Source organism: Nostoc sp. DedQUE08, assembly GCF_034530895.1.
In the GTDB taxonomy this organism is placed as follows: Bacteria; Cyanobacteriota; Cyanobacteriia; order Cyanobacteriales; family Nostocaceae; genus Nostoc.
Genome location: NZ_JAVRCD010000047.1, coordinates 1 through 21,155, shown reverse-complemented (window position 1 = coordinate 21,155; position 21,155 = coordinate 1). Strand labels below are relative to the sequence as shown.

Genomic DNA, 21,155 nt, shown 5'->3' with positions numbered 1-21,155 from the left:
ATTTCTTTCTACCATTAGGCCTATCGTTGAGAAAAATGTAGCGGTTCTAAATACATTTTATCGGCGCATCTGTACGCCTATACATTAGACATAGGAGTAAAGACATAGCAGTACTACCTCTCTATAAGGATTGTGGATAACCCATATTAATTTCTGAAGATGTCTAACATATTGCAATGCTTTGAAGGGTGCGTTAAACAAACTTAACACACCCTAGAAATTTAAGATTAATTTAATGTCACAAGGCAAAAATCACTCAGGTTTTCCCGACTCAGGCTTATAGTAAAGGGCTGATTTATATAAGACTTGTTCTTGATGGGTTTCTAAAGTGCAATCAGACAAAGGGTAAGTTACACAAGTAACAACATAACCAGCCTGTATTTCACTTGGACGCAGAAATTTTTGCTCGCTTTGATCGATTTCACCACTAATAAGTTTAGCAATACACGCAGAACATTCGCCTTGTTTACACCCAGATGGTAAGCGGATACCAGCTTCTTCCGCCATATCTAGAATATATTGATCGTCTGGTACTGGAATGGTGCGATCTAATCCAAGTGTAGGATTGATAAATCGAACTTGATAAACTGCCATCTACTGTTTCTAATTATTGTTTAACTGCTTTCATCGACAAACTAATCCGTTTGAGTTTCTCGTTGATTTCTAACACCTGCACTTTCACTACTTGTCCAACTTTGACAATTTTATTGGGATCGTCTACAAATCTATCAGCAAGTTGGGATATATGCACCAAGCCATCTTGATGTACGCCGATATCGACAAAAGCACCGAAGTTGGCGACGTTCGTCACGATTCCCTCTAGTTCCATTCCCACCTTTAAGTCCCTGATTTCGTTAATTCCTTCTTTGAAAGTGGCATACTTAAACTCAGCACGAGGATCTCTACCTGGTTTTTCGAGTTCGTTGAGAATGTCGCGCAGTGTGGGTTCGCCGACGCTATCGGTAACGTATTTTTTCAGGTTGGTCTTTTTGAGTTTTTCGGCAATTTGTGTTACCTGATTTAATGGCACATTTAGATCGGATGCGATCGCTTCTACTACAGAATAACTCTCTGGATGCACTGCTGTATTATCCAAAGGGTTATCACCGCCGCGAATCCGCAGAAAACCCGCCGCTTGTTCAAAAGCTTTTGGCCCCAACTTCGGAACTTTCAAAAGTTGTCGGCGATTTTTAAAGGCTCCATGCTGGTTGCGATGAGCGACAATATTATTGGCAACTGTTGCCGTAATCCCAGAGACGGAAGTTAGAAGTTCTTTGGAGGCGGTGTTTAAGTCTACGCCGACGTAGTTCACACAGCTTTCTACAGTGTCATCCAATTTCTTTTTCAGCAATTTCTGATCGACATCGTGCTGATATTGTCCCACACCAATAGATTTGGGATCGATTTTCACCAGTTCTGCCAAAGGGTCTTGCAAACGGCGACCAATGCTAATCGCACCGCGCACGGTAACATCTAAATCGGGAAACTCTTCTAGCGCTACAGTACTTGCAGAATATATAGATGCGCCAGATTCATTCACCATCACCTTAACTGGTTTGCGTTCTATATTTTGCAATACTTGCGTGACAAATTCCTCTGTCTCGCGGGACGCTGTACCGTTACCAATGGCGATTAACTCAATCTTGTATTTTTCAATTAAATTTTTGACAGTTTGTGCAGCTTTGAGTCGCTGTTCAGCCGCTTGATGGGGAAAAACCGCTTGGTATTCCAAAAATTTTCCCGTTTGGTCGAGGACAGCAACTTTACACCCAGTTCTAAATCCAGGGTCTATCGCCAGGGTTGGTTTCATCCCTGCTGGTGCAGATAGCAGTAACTCCCGCAGATTAGTTTCAAATGTCTTAATTGATTCTATGTCTGCATAAACTTTTTTCTCAGCAATAACCTCTCCCATAAGAGAGACTTTCATCAAACGATTGAATGCATCCTTCAGCATCGCCTGATAAAAATCTCGAATTGTCCGTACTTTGGTTTTGATTTCTTTCGACTCAAGATAGTAAAGTACCGTATCTTCATCGAAAGCAATTTCAAAGCTTAATACTTTCTCAGTTTCACCCCGACACAACGCCAGCATATTGTGTGGTGCAATATTTTTTACCTTAATTTGATAGTTACGGTACATCTCAAATTTGGTTGTACCTTCGGGATAATCATCTTTGATACGGGAGACAAATACCCCTTCCTCTAAAAGATAATCGCGGATATATGCGCGTAACTCAGCTTTTTCAGCTACTTCTTCCGCCAAAATATCAGCAGCACCTTTGAGTGCTTCTTCTGCTGTTTTTACTCCCTGCGCCTCCGAAATATACTTAGCCGCTTCTGACTCCAAGGATGCAATTGCAGCATTTTTGATATTTAACGACTTGATGAACTCTGCTAGTGGTTCGAGTCCTTTTTCTCTGGCGATAGTGGCGCGGGTGCGGCGTTTTGGGCGATAGGGTAGATATAAATCCTCAAGTTCGGTTTTTTGTAAGCAGGATGATATTTTGGCTTTGAGTTCATCTGTAAGTTTACCTTGTTGGGCGATCGCACTTAAAATCACCGATTTTCGTTCTTCCAGTTCTGTTAAATAAGTATAGCGATCGGCCAGTTCGCGTAGTTGCACTTCATTCATCTCATCGGTGCGTTCTTTGCGGTAACGTGCAATAAAGGGAATTGTTGCACCCTCCGCCAAAAGTTCCAGCGCGTTTTGCACCTGATGGGATTTGAGGTTGATTTCAGTTGCCAGTATTTGAGGAATGTTCAGCATTAGGTGTCTAAAATGAAAATGCTACTTCTAAAGGTAATATGCTAGATCCTTATCCTGGCGCAAGTCCAAAGTTTTAAGCTAATTTACCAGATGATTGTTCGCAAGAGTGTAATTGGCCAAATAGACAAAACCCAGCTACGCAAGTTTTATAACCCTTCCAATTTGCGTAGATGAATGAGAATTTGTCTAGCACAATCCAGCTTGGCTAAGTCAGGAGAAGGACAAAAGTAGCATCACCCACAGGAATTGTCTGTTACTAAACACCACGCAATCTCGCGTAGCATCTCGTACCAAATTTTAAATCTTGCTACGCACACTCGAACACAGAATAAGAGTTGTCAAGCTTTTGGCGCTTCATCTATTGCAATAATTATTCCAATTGGCATAAAATACAACCTTGCATAATCTTGATTTTCTATAATATTTATTTCGCTCGACTGTTGTAGCCAAAACCTTATTGGATGTAAGATTAACCACACTTCCAAAAAATTTGTTCTAAAAACACTACAACCTTTAGTTCAGAGGTTAGTAAAATGCTTTTGTTTTTCTTGATACCACTATGTACTGCTTTAGCTACAGGCTACTTGTTCAAAAAGAGTACTGATGAAATAGCATATCTTGCAGGTGTATTCGCAGCGATTAGCTTGATCTTAAGTTTAATATTAGCACCTTGGCAGATTCAGTTTGGACTATTAATCATTGTCTTCGTCATTACCAACAGACTTTTGGAAAATAATGAGTCCAAACAATAGGAAAACAACCTAGAGAAACCTCTATCCAACCAAGGAAACTTAGCGTTGTTTCTCTTTATACCATTATGTACTGTTTGAGCTACTGCCTACTTGTTCAAAAAGAGTACTAATGAAATTGCCTACTTTGGAGCTATTAGGTTGATTTTACCTCAAGCATTAATATCCTGACATCAGTTTCGATTGTTAATCATTATTACCAACAGACTTTGATGAAAATAATCAGTCTAAATAATAAAAAAACCTCTACCCAGCGAAGGAAAATTGGCAGACTACTAACTCTATCTGAAATATGTGAATTTAGATGAATATTTTGTAAATAGATAAAAAATAATTCCAACCTCAATTGTCATCTAAAAATTCAGGTTGTAATTTAGTGTAACGTTGTGCGATCCGGTCACCACAAGTAGTCTTGTTCAAGTTTGAATTTTCCTTGGGTCAACTTTTGGCTTTTTAGCTTTGCATTTATCGAGTCTAATACTAACTCTTTAGTTATAGAACTTTAATACCATAAATTACTTCATAAATGTACAAATTTCCTAGGCAAAAATTCCTAATAGAGGAAGATTTTTCTTTTATGAAGTTTTTGTTTAAGTGTATTTGTCAGTAGATAAATTTTTGATAAAGTACAGCGATAAATTTGCAACATGCTTTTCTCATGGTATTCTAGTAAGTAATTACATGTAACAATAAATTTGGAGGAAAAAGCCTATTTAAATAAAATCACGTGGAAAAGTCAAGCAAACCTAATATTAGATGGTGTAGAAATATCTCAAATTCAATGCAATCTCAATTGAAAGTTGATTAGCCAACTTTAGTTTGCATTAGTTGTTTTGTAAAAAAGCTCCGTTTGGACATCCAGTAAAATTCCCGATAAATCTGTAAAGCGTATTACTGTAGTGTAGGTTGATTTATCTCTCTATTATTTACGCAGCTAGTCAGACTTGTATTAATTCTTGTGTTCCCATGCCCAAAAAGAGCACGTATACATACTCCATTTGAGTAAAAACCATTACTTTTATAAATCGGCTTAATTGCCAGCCAAGATTACAGATATGTCTGTGAGCCGGGATAAATTTTATCATATGTCAGTACATTAATCCACTTTTTTGGAGCAAATAGAGAATATTTCTCAATCCAGCTAGGTTTTATAGCTTGAGAATATCAATAGTATCTTCAAAAGATTTCTACAGCAGGATACCACTGATAGAAAGTTAATGAATGGATTAATCAAAAATTCTGGTAATCGATTTTGATTTAGGTGCATCTGTTGAATATGTGGGTGGAATCAGAGTTCAACATCAGCGATGTCTACGACTGGCTACACCTACGCACACTGCAAACTTTGTGTATGTATAGAGAATTTGTGACAAACTTCTCAAATTTCTCTATGTCTGCATCCACTATTAGATTATCGCGATCGCGCTAAAAATAGTGTTAAGCAAACCTGGGTAGCACAGAAAATATCTGGAATTCACAGTTAGGCAAACTCTAAATTGATTGTGCTAATTGCCAAGCAATAAACTGGTTTGGTTGGAAGTATAATCCAGTCAAGCAATTAAGCGTGTTTTACTAGCAATCATATCGAACGCCGCCATGATACAGCAACCATTCTGGAATATTGCATAGTATTTAGTTTTTAACTCTAAGGCATGGGCTTCAAAGATCATTTTGATATCAATCACTTCAACATAGCCTTTTAATTTTGTTGTCTTTACTGAAGTGTTGCCGAGATATGAAACGTTTAAAACAACTGGTTGTTTACTATCCGGTTCATACCTACTATCTTGATTAAGGCAAAGTACTATGAAATCCATGTCGCAAGGTTCAAACTTTAAAATAATCCCTTATATTATTTTATTTGTAAGTATTTTACTTAGTATCTGTGGACAACTCCTAATGAAAAATGCCATGATTTATACAAATGAAGGAGTATTTACTTGGGATTTTCTTCAAAAATTATCATTAGCTATTACTGTCTATTGTTTAGGTATAGTAAATTGGATATTGGCTCTGCGATCTGTAAAATTGAGTATTGCTTATCCACTGACAAGTTTAAATTATGTCGGGATACTTTTCGGCTCATACTACTTTTTTAATGAGGTGATTACGTTAACTCGAATAGTAGGAGTCATTACTATATTCTTGGGTGTTCTTTTAGTAGTTAACCCCATAAAAAAGCTCAAATTTAGATAATTACTTGAAAAGTTAAAAATGAGTATTTTTACTTGGCTAAATTTAATGCTTGTTGTTTTATTTGGAACAACTGCTCAACTCTCACTCAAGTATGGACTTTACATCTCTAACTCTAATAAAGGAGAAAGCGGCTCTCTCAAAAATCTCTTATTATCTCGTTATTTTTTAATTTGGTTTATCTGCTATACATTTATGACTATATTGTGGCTTTATGTATTGCGGACAATTCCTTTAAGTCAAGCCTTTCCAGTTTTAGGATTAATGTATGCATTTGTACCCATTGCTTCTCACTATCTTTTAAAAGAAGAGGTTATGTTTAGCCAATGGTTAGGGATTTCCGTTATTATAACTGGCGTAATTCTAGTTGTACATTAATCTTTTATGATTCAGATTATTAATATTAACAGTTTCCGAACATCATCCTCTAAAACATTTTCACAAAATCTCAATTTAATTTATGAATATAGGTATCGTTGGCGGAGGCATCACTGGGCTAGTATTAGCTCAACGTCTTTCACATCAAGGACATAAAGTCACTGTCTTTGATAGTAATAAGCAGCTTGGTGGACTTACTACCTATCATGATTACGGATTATTTACCTGGGATCGCTTTTATCACGTTATCCTACCTTCTGATACTCACTTAATAAATTTTCTTAGAGATATTGGTCTTGGAGATAAACTGCGTTGGCATCGAAGTTTAACAGGCTTTTATGACAATAAAAAGTTTTATTCTATTAGTAATAGTATAGAATTCCTGCGTTTTCCTCTATTTGGACTTATAGGTAAAATCAGATTAGCCTTTACTCTTTTATATGGTTCGCGCCTTAATAACTGGCGGCGCTTAGAGAAGATTTTAGTTGAAGATTGGCTATTGAAACTTGGTGGTAAAAACACATACGAAAAGCTTTGGAAACCTTTGCTTTTATCCAAATTAGGAGAAAACTATAAGCGAATATCAGCAGTTTTTATTTGGGCTTATATCAAAAGACTATTTTCAGCGCGCGATTCTTCATTAAATAAAGAACAACTCGGTTATGTATCAGGCGGTTATAAAACTGTTTTTGACCATATAGAAAAATTAATTTATGCGGCTGGAGGTCATATCCACAAAGGTGTTGCGGTTGAATATATCGCACCTCATCCAGGGGGTGGAATGTGGGTAGAATATCAGGGGAAAAAAGAGCATTTTGATAAAGTCATCTTTACTGGGCCAGTTAATATTTTGCAACAAGTTGCTGCAAGGGAATTGGTGAAGGTTTCAGACACTAGTAAAACAGTAGAATACCTGGGTGTAATCTGCATGGTACTGATTACTCGTAAGCCTCTAGTTCCTTATTACGTAGTGAATATTGCCGATAAAAATATTCCTTTTACTGGAGTTATCGGTATGAGTAACTTAGTTTCTTTACAAGAGACAGCAGGGTATCACATTACATTCCTACCAAAATATATCCTTTCCACTGACCCGTTGTTAAAACAACCAGATGACGAATTACGTCCAATATTTTTCCAAGGTATACGTTTAATGTTCCCCGAACTCAAAGCAGATGACATTGTAGCGGCACATATTAATCGAGCGATTAAAGTACAGCCACTACAAGTTTTAAATTATTCCAGCCTTGTTCCCAAAGTGAGTACTGAAAACGATGATTTTTTCGTCGTCAATACCTCACAGTTGGTTAATGATAGCGTTAACAACAACGCAGTAGTTCGACAAGTCGATGAATTTCTCAAAAAATCAGCATTCCTGAATTCTTGAAATTTGAGTAATCACACTTTATTTTAAAAATCACACGAGGTCTTTATGAGTCTTTTTGTTCTTTTACCCGCATATAACGAGCAAGAATCAATTCGACCCTTGTTCAAAAAGTTTCAAACATTGCAGCAAATCTTTAATATAGAGATAGAACTGATTCTTGTCGATGATGGCAGTAGCGATAGAACTGCTCAGACTGCAATAGATGAATCTCAATCACTAGGTATATTACTAAAATTAGTCCAACATCCCAAAAATGCTGGTTTAGGTCAAGCAATTAAAACAGGTTTTACGACTTTCTTGGAAATTTCTAAAGAAGGTGATTTCTTAGCTGCGATGGATTGTGATAATACTCAACCACCAGAGCTACTAATAAAAATGTATGACACTATGATAGCTGGTAGCTATGATATTGCGATCGCGTCTAGATATCGCAAAGGTTCTAAAGTCATAGGCTTATCAAAATTTAGAGAGCTGCTGAGTTACGGAGCCAGCTGGCTTTTCAGAATTGCCGCCCGTGTACCAGGCGTAAAAGACTACACTTGTGGTTACAGACTGTATAACCGTACTTTCCTCAGTAAACTGGATATGTATTATGGGGACAATCTATTCACTGAAAGTGGATTTGCTTGCATGATAGATTTACTGCTGAAAGCCAAAGCCCTCAAACCAAAAATCGTAGAAATTCCAATGGTTTTGAGATACGATGAAAAACCGACTGCTAGCAAAATGAAAATTCTTAAAACTATTACTCGAACACTAAAACTCTTGTTTAAGAATCTAGCCTCAACACAGCCAACTTCTAATTTAGGTCAGACTTTCAAACAGCAAGAAACAGTTAGAATTCCACTAAGAATGGCAAACCGTAAATAAACCTGAGAAGAAAAGTCTGGATTCTTTAGTTGAGAAGAGTGTCAGTAAATATATAAATAGAATTGTATTTTATTCTACACTGATACAAAAGCGGAGCAAGCAAAGCTCCGCTTTTGTATTCTGCCTTCTGAATTTTTCGTCAAATAGCTCTAAATTTCTAGTCTGTGGGCGGATTTGCCAAGGCGTTGTTAAAGGGGAGGGAAATCCACACGTTTTTCTAGCAACTGTGGCTTTTACTCATTTGTTAGACTGAACACACTAGGATTTTTCAGTCAAATCTCTGAACTACGCCAGCAGACGAGGCTACCCATGCTTACAAGTACGCTACTTCTCTCGAATCAACTTCCTACTCTTCAATATTCCTCCACACCAGAGCGTTTCGATGAAACCTGGGAAGCCCCCCTGGCTACCCTTCTGGGACTAGGACGCGCCGCTGGTGCTGACTTTATTGAATTATTTTTAGAGCGTCGCAACTATATTAGTTCTCTTGCAGAAGATGACGCTATCACGAGTATTTCACCCAGTCTGTCTACAGGCGCAGGAGTCAGGGTATTTCGTGGCAAAGCTGACTGCTACGTTAGCACTAATGACCTTTCGTTTTCCGGTTTGAAAGCAGCCTTAGAAAAAGGTCTTTCTATCTTAGGATTACAACTACCCACTGCTAAAGCTTTCATCCCCGAAATCAACCTAGAATTACTTAGAGATTACGCTACCAAAAGAGGTAAAGATGCATGGCTACCAGTGTGTAGCTCCATCCGAGAAATGGGAGAAATCCTCCTAGATGGTACAGCCCACCTGAAGCAAAAAGCTAGCCACGTCCAATCGCGCCGTGCTAGCTATTTCCGGGATTGGCAAGAAGTTTTAATCGCCGCTAGTGACGGGACTTTTGCCCGTGATATTCGCCTCACGCAATCAGTAGGATTTAACCTGTTGTGTGCTGATGGTGCTAATCGTACCTCAATTGGCGATCGCGCGGGTAATACTAGTGATGCCAACTTCTTGAGAACTTGGGATTCTCAACAAGCCGCCGAGAAAATAGCAGAATCGGCTGGAAAAATGCTCTACGCAGATTACGTGGAGTCGGGTACTTATCCCATCATTATGGCCAATCACTTTGGCGGCGTAATTTTCCACGAAGCTTGCGGACACCTGCTCGAAACCACTCAAATTGAACGCAATACCACTCCCTTTGCTGACAAAAAAGGCGAAAAAATTGCCCACGAAAGTTTGACAGCCTGGGATGAAGGGCGCTCTGAAAATGCCTTCGGAACAATTGACATGGATGACGAAGGTATGCCTGCTCAAAGAACCCTTTTAATTGAAAAAGGCGTTCTGAAAAACTTTTTAGCAGATAGAACAGGTTCCTCACGCACCGGACACCCCAGAACTGGAAGTGGACGCCGCCAAAATTATACCTATGCCGCTGCTAGCCGGATGCGTAATACTTATATTGATTCTGGCGAATATAGCAATGATGAATTATTTGCCTCTGTTGATAAAGGTATTTACTGTAAAAAGATGGGTGGTGGTAGCGTTGGTGCTACAGGTCAATTTAACTTTAGTGTTGATGAAGCTTATTTAATTGAAAATGGCAAAATCACCAAACCACTGAAGGGAGCAATTCTCATCGGTGAAGCTAAGGAAATTATGAATAAAATTTCCATGTGTTCCCAAGATTTGGAAATTGCACCAGGCTTTTGTGGCTCTGTCAGTGGCAGTATTTACACCACAGTCGGACAACCCCACATCAAGGTTGATTCTATTACCGTTGGTGGAAGATAAGAATTTTAGATTTAGATTTTGGATTTTGAATATTGTAATTCAAAATCCAAAATGCTCAAGTTACCTGATTGTTCCGTTAGTTCAATCTAAAATCTAAAATCCAAAATTGCTTGAGTCTTCCTTCAGTCAGAACTCTATGAAAGAAGTACAAGCAATAACATCCAAAATCTAATTATTCAAAATAGAATCGCTTCCAATCCAAAATCTAAAATCCAAAATCCAAAATTGACTATGCCGAATATCAATGAAATTGCAAATTCTGCTAAGGATAATGCTGATAAACTTGGCATTAAAAAATTTGACATTTATGGCTCAACAGTAGATGACACTAACGTGCAAGTAGACCAAGGTGAGCCAAAACAAGTTAAAGCTTCAAACCGCTCTGGTGTTACTGTTCGTGTTTGGAATGAAGATAATACAATGGGTGTGACCAGCACCACAGATGTAGACCCCAAGGGACTGGAATTAGCTTTGAAAACTGCTTACGAAGCCAGTTTCTTTGGTGTTAAAGAGAATGTTCCTGATTTTAGTCCAGAGGCTACTGTTCCGATTCCAAGTAAACCTCTGCATAAAGCACCTCAAGCACCTGTTGCTGAACTTATAGAAAAATTGTTGGTAGCTGAAAAAGAATTACTGGCAGCTCACCCAGCAATTAAAGGTGTACCTTATAATGGTTTGTCTCAAAGAGATATTGACAGATTTTATCTCAATAGCGATGGTGCAGTAAGAACTGAATCTCACTCTTTGGCATCAGTTTATCTTTATAGTAAAACTGAGGAAGATGGGAAAAAACCTCGCAGTGCAGGCGCTTATAGAATCAACCAAAGTTTAGATAATCTAGATATTCATGGTTGCATTAAAGAAACCGCCGATAAAACTATCAGTCACTTGAATTATGAGAAAATCAAAACTGGTAAATATCGAGTTGTTTTCTCACCGGAAGCTTTCTTAAGTCTGTTGGGTGCTTTTTCTAACTTATTCAATGCCCAAAGTATTTTAGACAATCAAAGTCTATCTACACCTGATGATTTAGGTAAGGAAATTGCTTCTCCTCTGCTTTCAGTTTATGATGATGCACTGCACCCAGCTAACGTAGGTGCGGAAAGTTTTGATGGCGAAGGAACTCCTACTCGTCAAATTTCGCTGATTGAAAATGGCGTTTTAACAGGATTTCTCCATAGTGCAGGCACCGCTAAAAGGTTAAATGCCCAGCCAACGGGTAATGCTAGTATTGGTGCAAAAGTCAGCGTCAGCCCCAATTTTTATCACGTATTTTCAACAGCAACTCCTGAGCAAGAATTGAGCTTAGAAACTGCTGAAAATGTGATTTTTATCGATGATTTACAAGCTCTCCATGCTGGAGTTAAATCCTTGCAAGGTTCCTTTTCTTTGCCGTTTGATGGTTGGCTAGTTAATAAGGGAGTGAGGACGAGTATTGAGTCAGCAACTGTTGCTGGTGATTTCTTGGAACTTTTGAAGTCAATTATTTATGTAGAAAAAGAGCCAGAGTTAACGCCAGGTGGGGTTTGCCCGAAAATCTGGGTTAATGAACTATCGATTACCGGCGAATAAAACTTAGTAAGTGCAGAGTTAAGAGTTAAACTCTTAACTCTTAACTTGGAAATCATGACTAACCATTAGTATTCACCACCAATGCTAATGGCAGTATTAAATACATCAGCACCACTTAAGTCAACACCAGCTAAAACAGCGCCATCTACGTCACTATTATATAAACGGGAATTACTCAAATTCACGTTGGTAAGATTGGCATTATTTAACATCGTATCGCTAACAAATGCTTGTGTGAGATTAGCAGACTTTAAATTAGCTCCAGTTAAATCGGCACCTTCTAAGTTAGCACCTTCGAGATTAGCTCCTTTTAAATTTGCATTTCTCAAGTCAACACCGATTAGATGAGCGCCTTTGAGGTTAGCTCCTACTAGATTGCATCCCGAACATTCTCTAGTTTCTAACAAGCGGCGGACAGGGGCGGAATTTTCTGCTTTGACGGGAATGGGAGCAGCTAAGGATAGCGTGCTGAGTAAGGCTGCTGCCGTCAAAAAAATTCGTTTCATAATTTACCTCGGACACTTCTAGAAGTCATTGAATTCTGAACTTCTACGACACCAGTGTGCCAAGATTAGAGAATTCTGTCCTCATGCGATCGGAGGAATATATAATTTCGATGAGACTAGGTATTCTTCCGTTAGGTAGTCCGATGGGAGGAAATTTCCAACTGAAATTATATTAAGCTTTGCCGCTACCTAATAGGTACAACAGTGCCATCCGAACAGCGACACCGCTGGTAACTTGTGATTGAATGAGACTAAATTCTGGGTCATCCATCAATTCAGAACTAATTTCAACACCACGGTTGACTGGGCCTGGATGCAAAACTTTGACATTCGGTTTACAAAGTTGCAGTTTTGTGCGTGTAATGCCAAACAGTTGGTGATATTCTCGCAAACTTGGCAGCAAATGAGCCGTCATCCGTTCCTTTTGCAGACGTAAAGTCATGACAAAATCTGCATTCTGCAAAGCTGGTTCTAGCTGCCAATGTAGAAATAGTTGGGGATTGGGAGAATAATTTCTGCCTTCTACTTCCTCCGAGATAAACTCGGCAAAGAATTTAGGTAAGAGGGTTGGCGGTGCTGCCAGATGCACTTCGGCACCACTAGCAATTAAACTCCAAATATTCGATCGCGCCACACGAGAATGGAGAATATCGCCAATAATGGCAATCTTTTTCCCCTTTAAAAGTTCCAGTCGCGGATGATCTGGGTCAATTAGAGTAGTTATGGTAAATAAATCTAGCAGTGCTTGGGAAGGATGTTCATGTTGACCATCACCAGCATTGAGGACGCTAACTCGTACACCGAGGCGATCCATTTCAGATGCGATCGCATTTGGTACTCCTGCCTCTCGATGGCGGACTACCATAATATCAGTTCCCATTGCCAAATAGGTTTTCGCCGTATCGAGAATTGTTTCTCCCTTAGTCATAGAAGATGTGGCGGCGGCGAAGTTCAGCGTATCCGCACTTAAACGTTTGGCTGCTAGTTCAAAACTGCTGCGGGTGCGGGTAGACGATTCAAAAAATAAATTCGCCACCACTTGTCCCTGCAAAGTTGGCACTTTCTTTGTCCGCCGTGATAGCACTTCTTGAAAACTGGCAGCAGTTTGCAAAACTGTATCGTATTCGGTAGTAGTAAAGTCAGCCAGGGAAAGAATGTGATGACGATTCCAGGTAGTAGTAGGCATATTTGGGGACTGGGGGCTGGGGACTGGGGACTGGGGACTGGGGGAGATGATGGAGACAAGGGGACAAGGGGACAAGGGGACAAGGGGACAAGGGGGAATTATTGAACAAGTCTCCCCCCTCTTCCTTGTCTACCTTATCTCTTCATATTTGAGGACTGGGGGAGATGATGGAGACAAGGGGACAAGGGGACAAGGGGACAAGTCTCCCCCCTCTTCCTTGTCTACCTTGTCTCTTCTCCATGCCCCATGCCCAGTCCCCAATCCCCAATCCCCAATCCCTTCAAGTTGGTAAATGGAAAACGTTTAAAGCTAGAGAAATTAGGCTGAGGAATGTTAAAAACCCAATTGTATCTAGCATTGTAGTCACTAACGGGCCACTAACCAAGGCAGGGTCGAGCTTCAGTCGTTTCAAAGCCATTGGTAGTAAAGTGCCGAGTGTAACAGCCACAATTGTATTAGTTGCCATTACCATTCCGGCAATTAAAGCCACCCATCGCTCTTGAGGTCGCGCCCAAATCAAGGAAAGCAGGATCATCGTTGTGGCTAAAGCCAGAGCTGTACCTAAACCAGCTAGAAGTTCCTTGCGGAGAATTTTTAAGGTATCTTTGGGTGTTACCTCTCCCACTCCCAAGCCACGAATTGTTACCGTTAATGATTGAATACCGACAGTACCGCCAGTGTTAGAAAATATCGGCATGATTACGGCTAGAACTGGCACTGCGGCAATTACAGATTGAAAAGGCGCGATCGCACTGGCTGCACCAATATACAGAGCCATGATCCCCAATAGCCAAGGTAAGCGGTTGCGAATGGTGAGTAAAGGAGAGGATAAAGCAGCTTCATCACCACTCACACCCGCCAGTTTTTGGATATCTTCTGTGGCTTCTTCTTCCAAAATATCCATGACATCATCAATGGTGACAATGCCCACCAATCGGTCTTCGCGATCGACAACGGGGATCGCGATTAAGTCGTAGCGCTGCATAATTCGCGCTACTTCTTCTTGAGGGGTTTCGGTTTTAACTTTAATGACGCGATCGCTAGCAATATCTTTAATGAAAACATCGGGAAAAGTAAACAGCAATTGCCGCAGTGAAACTACTCTCACCAGCGTCCGGTTATCATCTGTGACGTAGGCGTAGTAAATCGTCTCCTTGTCTTCATCCTGACGGCGGATTTTACTCAGAGCTTCACCTACAGTTAATCCTTGCCGCAACCGGACATATTCGGTTGTCATCACCCGCCCAGCCGTACCTTCTGGATAGCCGAGAATCGTTGCTGTTGCTTGCCTTTCTTCTAGACTGAGTTGTTGTAATAACCGTTTGATTACTCCAGCAGGTAATTCATCAAACAATTCTGCCCGTTCGTCGGGACTCATCGCTTCTACAAGTTGTACTACCTGGACATCATGCAGAGAATTAATTAGTTCTTCCTGCACCTCTGTCGGCAGATACTCAAATACATCAATTGCCTGAGCTTTGTTGAGTAAACGGAATGCGATCGCCCGTTGTTGTTCGGGCAATTGTGTAATGTAGTCTCCCACATCCACAGGTTGCAAGCGATTTAAATCCCATTTCAACTGGTTCAAATCGGTAGTATCAGTCAACAAATCACGAATATCTTCTGTGAGCATGATATATATCTCCTAAGTCTCCCCCGCGCTGGGAGACTTCCTCACCACAGCTCAGAGGAGGTTGATACTGCCATCTTGTGGACTATGGTCCATAAAATTTCAACAAATCAATATCGATAGCTAAATTAAAGCATTGCTAGTCATCATCCTAACCCGGAACAGCGCTCTCCGGTAGATACAGAGGAAATTTTATATCTTTAGTAGCTTTTTTAGTAACTTTATGTGCATTTTTGAGCTTGCTACCCTGATTTTTAAGGAATTATTCTCTAATCAGAGTAAGCTTTTCCACCGATCTAATCTGTGGAAACTGGCGATCGCGAATAAATAAGTATACGGATGGCTAAAAAAAGGGGAGTTGTCTCTAAACAAGTCATTAGAAAACTTCTGCTCATTAACAAATGCTTGAGGTTCAGTAATCTAAATTCTAAATTGAGATACTCTTACTTGAGTGTCGTTAACTAATTACTAAATCATAAATAGCTTCTAGCTTGGCAGTTTGCTTGCGAATATCAAAATTTTCGCAAATAAACTCTCGTCCTTTTTTACCCATACTTTTAGCTAAAGCCCGATCTGATAAAAGAATATCTAATTTTTCCGCGAGAGAGCGATCGTCTTTTTCATCAACTAAAAAGCCAGTTTCTCCATCTAAAATAGCATCAGGGATAGCGCTATGCCAGGTAGAAGCTATTGGTAAACCAGAAGCGGCGGCTTCCAATATTGAAAGCGGTAAACCTTCGCTATCACCGTTTTTTGCTGTTTGACTGGGTAGAGAAAATATTTCTGCATTTCTCATAGTTTTTTGAATCACTTCATAAGGTTTTGCCCCCATAAAGTTGACTCTATTACTAATACCAAGCTCATTTGCTAGACTTTTAAAGTTTTCAGTCATTGTGCCATTTCCAATTTGGATAACTGACACATCTGGATGTTTATTGGCAATCCGGGCAAAGGCTTTTAATAGGGTATCAATTCCTTTTTTTTCAGTATGTCTGCCTACACATAAAATATATCTTTCACCTTTTGATTCACTGGCTGGGGCAAATTTTTCTAAATCTATACCACTATTTAGTTTAATAATTTTATCTTCAGGATAACCATATTCAATCATCTTTTTATACAAAAAACTAGAAAAAGCGATAAATTTAGATGCTTTTTGTTTTAATTCTTCTTCATGCAAAAGAAATTGATAAAATGCTGGATTACCTGACAGCCACATAGATTGACGTGAAACTGTGATATCAAAACCGTAAAATGTAACGAGGAAAGGAATATTTAATTTCTCTGCCAATCGCATTGCATAAATACCATCTGGTCCAAAATGTCCGTGAATTAATTTTAGATTTTTTAGTTCAGCTTCTTTTCCAAACATATTTGGTGAAGCAGAAATTATATGAAATAATTGTTTAATCTTCCATTGATCGTTATTACTAATAGCAATACTGTCAAAAGGAATTTCTGCCAATAGTTTACAAGTCAGAAATAACGGTTTGTATGTTTGTAAATTATGGGCTTGTTCTCCGATAAAAGTTTCTGATACTCTTGGATAAGCTCGACGATACATTCCAACTGTTCTCATTGTGTTACTCCTATTTATTTAAGATTAATATTTCTTTTTCCCAAAAACGAACAAAATGTTAAGTAAAAAGCTTTTAATTTATTTATATATTTACGCTATTGATTCTATCTGCTGCTATTTTGGATAAAATAGTAATTACCTGATTTATTCAGAACAGCAATAACAATTGTTAGTTTTTTCAAGCTATACTAGTCTAAATCAGGGCTTCAATTATTTATGTTAGTCAGTGAAATAATAAGTTTTCCTGAAACTATTATTTAGTAAATATCTCAGGGTCTAATAAAGCAAACTAGGATATTTATTTATGTCAACAAACTGATTAATTTTTTATGACTTAAGCATTAACAGGAAAGGCAAAATAGCAACTATGCTTTTCAAGGCTTCTAGGTAGATTTTTGCGATGTCTGGGTTTTTGCTAGCCTACGCAACTAATAAAATATACTTTGTAAAAAACTGAAGTCTTGATGTAAATGCACAAAATGATTTATTTGTAAAGTGCATAAACCCTATTTTTATCAAACTTGATTGAGTTGAGGATAGCCTCCCTGTGTTGACTGCAATTATTTGCTGAATGAATATTTAACACAAACATATCAATATTAAAACAGATTTACATTAAAATTATATTTATTTAATAAAGATTTTTGTTCAAAAATGATTTAGTTTAGATCGGCATAAGCATAACCTCAAAGTAGTGATTTAGTTTAGACTACCATAAGCTCATCCTTCGGAGTTAGGCACTCTTGATTTTTTAATCTCATCCCAGCACTGAATAACTCTTGAGAGTTCCTCTTTCTAAGACTTATTTGGAGGGATTTTTTCACCCACGCAGAGATCGAGATTTCTAAAGAAGATTTACGTTTCCCTATGCTCTACGGTACAGAATCCCATCTCAATGTCCCATTCTCCATAGCCCAAGTGCAAGAAACCCACTCCTTTAAAAGGTGAAATTTTGCAACTAGTTCTAAACCCAACCATGAAAACATCTACCGAATTGCTAACTCGTCTGGACTATTATTACCAGCAAATCAAGACTATTATCCTGACTCGGCAAAATCCGATTACTGGTTTATTACCTGCAAGCACAGCGATTACAGCCCACGGCGATTATACAGATGCCTGGGTGCGAGACAACGTTTACAGCATTTTGGCAGTTTGGGGTTTAGGACTTGCATACCGCAAGATTGACGACGACAAAGGACGCACTTATGAACTAGAACACAGTGTCATCAAACTGATGCGTGGGTTGTTATTTGCGATGATGCGACAGGCTCATAAAGTAGAGACATTTAAACATACTCAGTCGCTACTAGATGGACTGCACGCCAAATATAATACCGCGACTGGTGACATTGTTGTTGGGGATAACGAATGGGGACATTTGCAACTTGATGCCACATCTATATTTTTGTTGATGTTAGGGCAAATGACGGCTGCGGGATTGCCAATAATTTATACAATTGATGAAGTTAATTTTGTCCAAAATTTAGTTTACTACATTGGACGAGCTTACCGCACGCCAGATTACGGTATTTGGGAACGCGGTAATAAAATTAATCGGGGTAATGCTGAATTAAATGCCAGTTCTGTAGGCATGGCAAAAGCTGCTTTAGAAGCTATCAACGGACTAGATTTGTTTGGTGTGCGTGGTAGTCAAGCATCGGTGATTCATGTGCTACCAGATGAAATTGCCCGCGCTCGGATTACCCTAGAATCCTTATTACCGAGAGAATCTGGTTCCAAAGAAATTGATGCGGCGCTGTTGAGTATTATTAGTTATCCTGCCTTTGCAGTGGAAGATTTGGAGTTACGCGATCGCACCTTAAACGATATTATCAATAAACTCGCAGGTAAATACGGCTGCAAACGCTTTCTGCGTGATGGACACCAAACGGTTTTAGAAGATAATCACCGCTTACACTACGAACCGTGGGAACTCAAGCAATTTGAGCATATTGAATGCGAATGGCCGTTATTTTTCACTTATTTAGTTCTAGATGGATTATTTCGCGGCGAACAAGAACAAGTTAAAAAATACCAAGAGCTTTTAGAATCATTACTCATAGAACAAAATGGTTTGCGTTTATTGCCAGAACTTTATTATGTTCCCGCAGAAAACATAGAGGCAGAAAAGTTAGCACCTCAAACGCAACCACGTTTGCCCAATGAAAATATTCCCTTAGTGTGGGCGCAGAGTTTATATTTTCTCGGTGAAATGTTGAGTGAAGGGTTACTGGCGGTTGGTGATATCGACCCTTTGGGAAGACATTTGTGTGTGGGAAAACAGCGCGATGCATTGGTACAAATTGCCTTTTTAGCAGAAGATGAAGATTTACAAACAAAACTAGAAGTTCACGGAATTGAAGCACAAACGCCTACTCAAGTAGAACCGATTCAAGTGAGAAAGGCTGAAGAATTTTCAGCTATTTATACCCAAATTGGACGTAACGATAAACTTGGTTTAACTGGGCGGCCAGTGCGAAGGTTGCGGAGTTTAACAACATCTAGAATCTTTCGGATTAGCGGTGAAACAATTGTATTTTTGCCTTCCTTTTCAGACTCTCAACAATTTTACTTAACCCTTGATTACCATTTTCTATTAGATCAAATTAGAAGCGAACTAGCTTACATTCAAAAATATTGGAGCGATTTAGGTCGTCCTACCTTAACTTTAATGTTGACGCACACCATGTTAAAAGCTGGTTCGGAAGCATTACTAGAACTGATGCAAGAACTGAAAGATGGTATTTGTAACGGTGTGCGGGTGAAATTAGGGCGGCTAAATCAGCTAATGCTAACAGCCGGAATCCAAAGAATTGATTTTCTTCCCAATGCAGAATTCGCGCGATCGCCAGTGAAAAATGCTAGCCCACGTTGCTATTATTTAGCTTATCATCCTGAGAAAAACTGGCGCTTAGGACATACCCAAGAATTTCAAATGGAGTACGAAACTAACTTGGGGTTATTGCTTTCTTACTTGCGTTCATCAGAGAATATTTACGAGCAAATCGAGTTATTGCAAACATTAACTCGCTTGCAGGGAATGAAATTTGATACAGGGTATGGCGGGCCAGGATATCCTGTCACCGTAGGCGATTTACTAGATGAAGTTTACACCAAAGCTGGAGATTTAGGCATTTGGGCAGTGGTGCGTCGGGCTGCGGGGTTGCGCCAAATGGTTGATATCAGCCTATCAGATGCAGTCACGAGTATTTTGGTGCGGGGTAAGCAAATTGCTGTGGGTAAAGCTTACAGTGAAGCGTCCTTGATTAGCGTACCCATGTCTCACGATGAAATTGCCGATAAAATTAATCATTTTTGTCGTGAGGATATCCGCGATCGCGTCCTTACTCAAGAGATTTTAATCTATGTTGGCATTTTAATTCGCTCAGAACCCGAACTATTTCAGGGACTACTAACGCTGAGAGTCGGCTATCTGATCTTATTAATCACCAGCGAACTAGCGCGGGAATTGCATGTCACTCAAGATGAAGCTTACGATTGCTTAATGCAACTTTCACCCTTTGAAGTTAAAGTACGCTTGCGTCAGGTATTAACTGGATATACTGGTATGAGTAACCTGTTGCGCCAGCAAGAATCGCTGCACGTCAAACAAAAAGAAAGTGATATTGCTTGGGTGGTATTACCAGGAATCGCCGAAGGGATAGAAGTTCCGCCAGGTGGTTGGCGGCGGTTTCGCCAAGCCGAGGGTGCGACGGGGCGCGTACCAAAAGAATTTTTTAAACAAGTTTGGCTATTAATGCAACATTGCAAGGGTCTAGTAATTGGCGATAAACTAGAGCGGCGCAATCGTTTAGATAGTGAGATAATGTTGTCGGAAATGACAGCCGGGGAAAGAAATTTTGCTCTCTTGGTTGAGCATTTGCTGAATAAAATCGAAGCCCCAGAATATCGCCAAGTTAATATTGAAGCATTAATTGAATTAGGAGCGATCGCTGCCAATAATCCTAAGCTGCAAATTGAAGAATATATCGTGTTGGATGTGTTAATTGGCCATGCAGTGCGGTTAGCGTGGTTAGAGAATCATAGTCAACGCAGCGATCGCTATGATGAGGATAAGGCGAGTGCGTGGCGATCGTTTTACAATACTTCTCCTAGAGATTGCGCTAGTTATATTTTGAAGGCTTTCCGTTTCTTAACGGAATTTGTGAAAGATTTTTAAACGCAAAGGGACGCGGAGGGAAGCGCAGAGGTACGCAGAGGATGAGAGAGAATGAGTTGAGTGGGGTGATTATTGGGTGTGCGATGAGGGTGCATACTGCTTTGGGGCCTGGTTTATTGGAGTCAGCTTATGAAGAGTGCTTGGATTATGAGTTGAAGAAAGCCGGATTGAATGTTGGTAAGCAAATTCCATTGCCCTTAGTTTATCAAGATGTGCAATTGGAATGTGTTTATCGATTAGATTTGATTGTCGAAAACCAAGTAATTGTAGAGATTAAATCTGTAGAGTCCTTCCACCCAATTCACTCCGTTCAACTCCTAATATCAAGTTCGGATAATTACTTATAATAAAGGTGGAATCGTTGCAGTGCATA

The 21,155-nt window shown here is 39.4% G+C and carries 15 protein-coding genes and 1 pseudogene; 9 read left to right on the top strand and 7 right to left on the bottom strand.

Going from position 1 to position 21,155, the window contains the following annotated elements; all coding sequences use genetic code 11:
- Window positions 1-252: 252 nt before the first annotated feature.
- Together RMY64_RS26205 and RMY64_RS26200 are read right to left on the bottom strand one after the other, a co-directional pair.
- Entirely contained in the window at window positions 253-594 is a 342-nt protein-coding gene (locus RMY64_RS26205; protein WP_322669500.1) for a 2Fe-2S iron-sulfur cluster-binding protein, read from the bottom strand.
- A gap of 13 nt (window positions 595-607) precedes the next feature.
- Window positions 608-2,767: a Tex family protein gene (locus RMY64_RS26200; protein ID WP_322701543.1), complete on the bottom strand. Its 2,160-nt coding sequence runs from the start codon at window positions 2,765-2,767 to the stop codon at window positions 608-610.
- A 533-nt stretch (window positions 2,768-3,300) separates the two neighbouring features.
- Here RMY64_RS26200 and RMY64_RS26195 point away from each other — a divergent pair.
- On the top strand, window positions 3,301-3,519 hold the full coding sequence (locus RMY64_RS26195; RefSeq protein ID WP_322682562.1) for a hypothetical protein: 219 nt from the start codon (window positions 3,301-3,303) through the stop codon (window positions 3,517-3,519).
- Between the two features lie 1,547 nt (window positions 3,520-5,066).
- Here the strand turns inward: RMY64_RS26195 and RMY64_RS26190 are convergent.
- The gene (locus RMY64_RS26190) at window positions 5,067-5,333 is read right to left on the bottom strand and encodes a hypothetical protein (RefSeq protein WP_322701542.1); all 267 of its coding nucleotides are present in this window, start codon (window positions 5,331-5,333) and stop codon (window positions 5,067-5,069) included.
- Here RMY64_RS26190 and RMY64_RS26185 point away from each other — a divergent pair.
- From RMY64_RS26185 to RMY64_RS26160, 6 genes are all read left to right on the top strand, one after another.
- Window positions 5,323-5,712 (top strand): EamA family transporter, encoded by a 390-nt coding sequence (locus RMY64_RS26185; protein WP_322682560.1) that lies wholly within the window; start codon window positions 5,323-5,325, stop codon window positions 5,710-5,712. The two genes, RMY64_RS26190 and RMY64_RS26185, sit on opposite strands and share 11 nt — an antisense overlap.
- A gap of 18 nt (window positions 5,713-5,730) precedes the next feature.
- Window positions 5,731-6,087, top strand: coding sequence for an EamA family transporter (locus RMY64_RS26180; protein ID WP_292784161.1), 357 nt, complete (start codon window positions 5,731-5,733; stop codon window positions 6,085-6,087).
- A gap of 82 nt (window positions 6,088-6,169) precedes the next feature.
- Window positions 6,170-7,474 carry an NAD(P)/FAD-dependent oxidoreductase gene (locus RMY64_RS26175; protein WP_322669504.1) on the top strand — a complete coding sequence of 435 codons (1,305 nt, stop codon included), beginning with the start codon at window positions 6,170-6,172 and terminating at the stop codon, window positions 7,472-7,474.
- A gap of 45 nt (window positions 7,475-7,519) precedes the next feature.
- Entirely contained in the window at window positions 7,520-8,344 is an 825-nt protein-coding gene (locus tag RMY64_RS26170; protein WP_322682557.1) for a glycosyltransferase family 2 protein, read from the top strand.
- A 309-nt stretch (window positions 8,345-8,653) separates the two neighbouring features.
- Complete coding sequence (locus RMY64_RS26165; RefSeq protein WP_322688195.1) at window positions 8,654-10,126, top strand: TldD/PmbA family protein; 1,473 nt, start codon at window positions 8,654-8,656, stop codon at window positions 10,124-10,126.
- A 231-nt stretch (window positions 10,127-10,357) separates the two neighbouring features.
- The gene (locus tag RMY64_RS26160) at window positions 10,358-11,698 is read left to right on the top strand and encodes a TldD/PmbA family protein (protein WP_322669507.1); all 1,341 of its coding nucleotides are present in this window, start codon (window positions 10,358-10,360) and stop codon (window positions 11,696-11,698) included.
- Window positions 11,699-11,763: 65 nt separating this feature from the next.
- Here RMY64_RS26160 and RMY64_RS26155 read toward each other — a convergent pair whose 3' ends face one another.
- The 4 genes from RMY64_RS26155 to RMY64_RS26140 all read right to left on the bottom strand — a co-directional run bounded on the left by RMY64_RS26155 (window position 11,764) and on the right by RMY64_RS26140 (window position 16,599).
- Window positions 11,764-12,204: a pentapeptide repeat-containing protein gene (locus tag RMY64_RS26155; protein WP_322669508.1), complete on the bottom strand. Its 441-nt coding sequence runs from the start codon at window positions 12,202-12,204 to the stop codon at window positions 11,764-11,766.
- A gap of 172 nt (window positions 12,205-12,376) precedes the next feature.
- Entirely contained in the window at window positions 12,377-13,390 is a 1,014-nt protein-coding gene (locus tag RMY64_RS26150) for an aspartate carbamoyltransferase catalytic subunit (protein ID WP_322669509.1), read from the bottom strand.
- A 280-nt stretch (window positions 13,391-13,670) separates the two neighbouring features.
- Window positions 13,671-15,023: a magnesium transporter gene (gene mgtE / locus RMY64_RS26145; protein ID WP_322701541.1), complete on the bottom strand. Its 1,353-nt coding sequence runs from the start codon at window positions 15,021-15,023 to the stop codon at window positions 13,671-13,673.
- A gap of 454 nt (window positions 15,024-15,477) precedes the next feature.
- Window positions 15,478-16,599, bottom strand: coding sequence for a glycosyltransferase (locus RMY64_RS26140; protein ID WP_322701540.1), 1,122 nt, complete (start codon window positions 16,597-16,599; stop codon window positions 15,478-15,480).
- Window positions 16,600-17,575: 976 nt separating this feature from the next.
- On the opposite strand from RMY64_RS26140, the gene RMY64_RS26135 reads away from it, so the two are divergent.
- Both RMY64_RS26135 and RMY64_RS26130 read left to right on the top strand, forming a co-directional pair.
- Entirely contained in the window at window positions 17,576-20,782 is a 3,207-nt protein-coding gene (locus RMY64_RS26135; RefSeq protein WP_322701539.1) for a glycoside hydrolase family 15 protein, read from the top strand.
- Between the two features lie 41 nt (window positions 20,783-20,823).
- Window positions 20,824-21,102, top strand: a pseudogene (locus RMY64_RS26130) (GxxExxY protein); the annotation flags it as partial.
- Window positions 21,103-21,155: the final 53 nt, after the last annotated feature.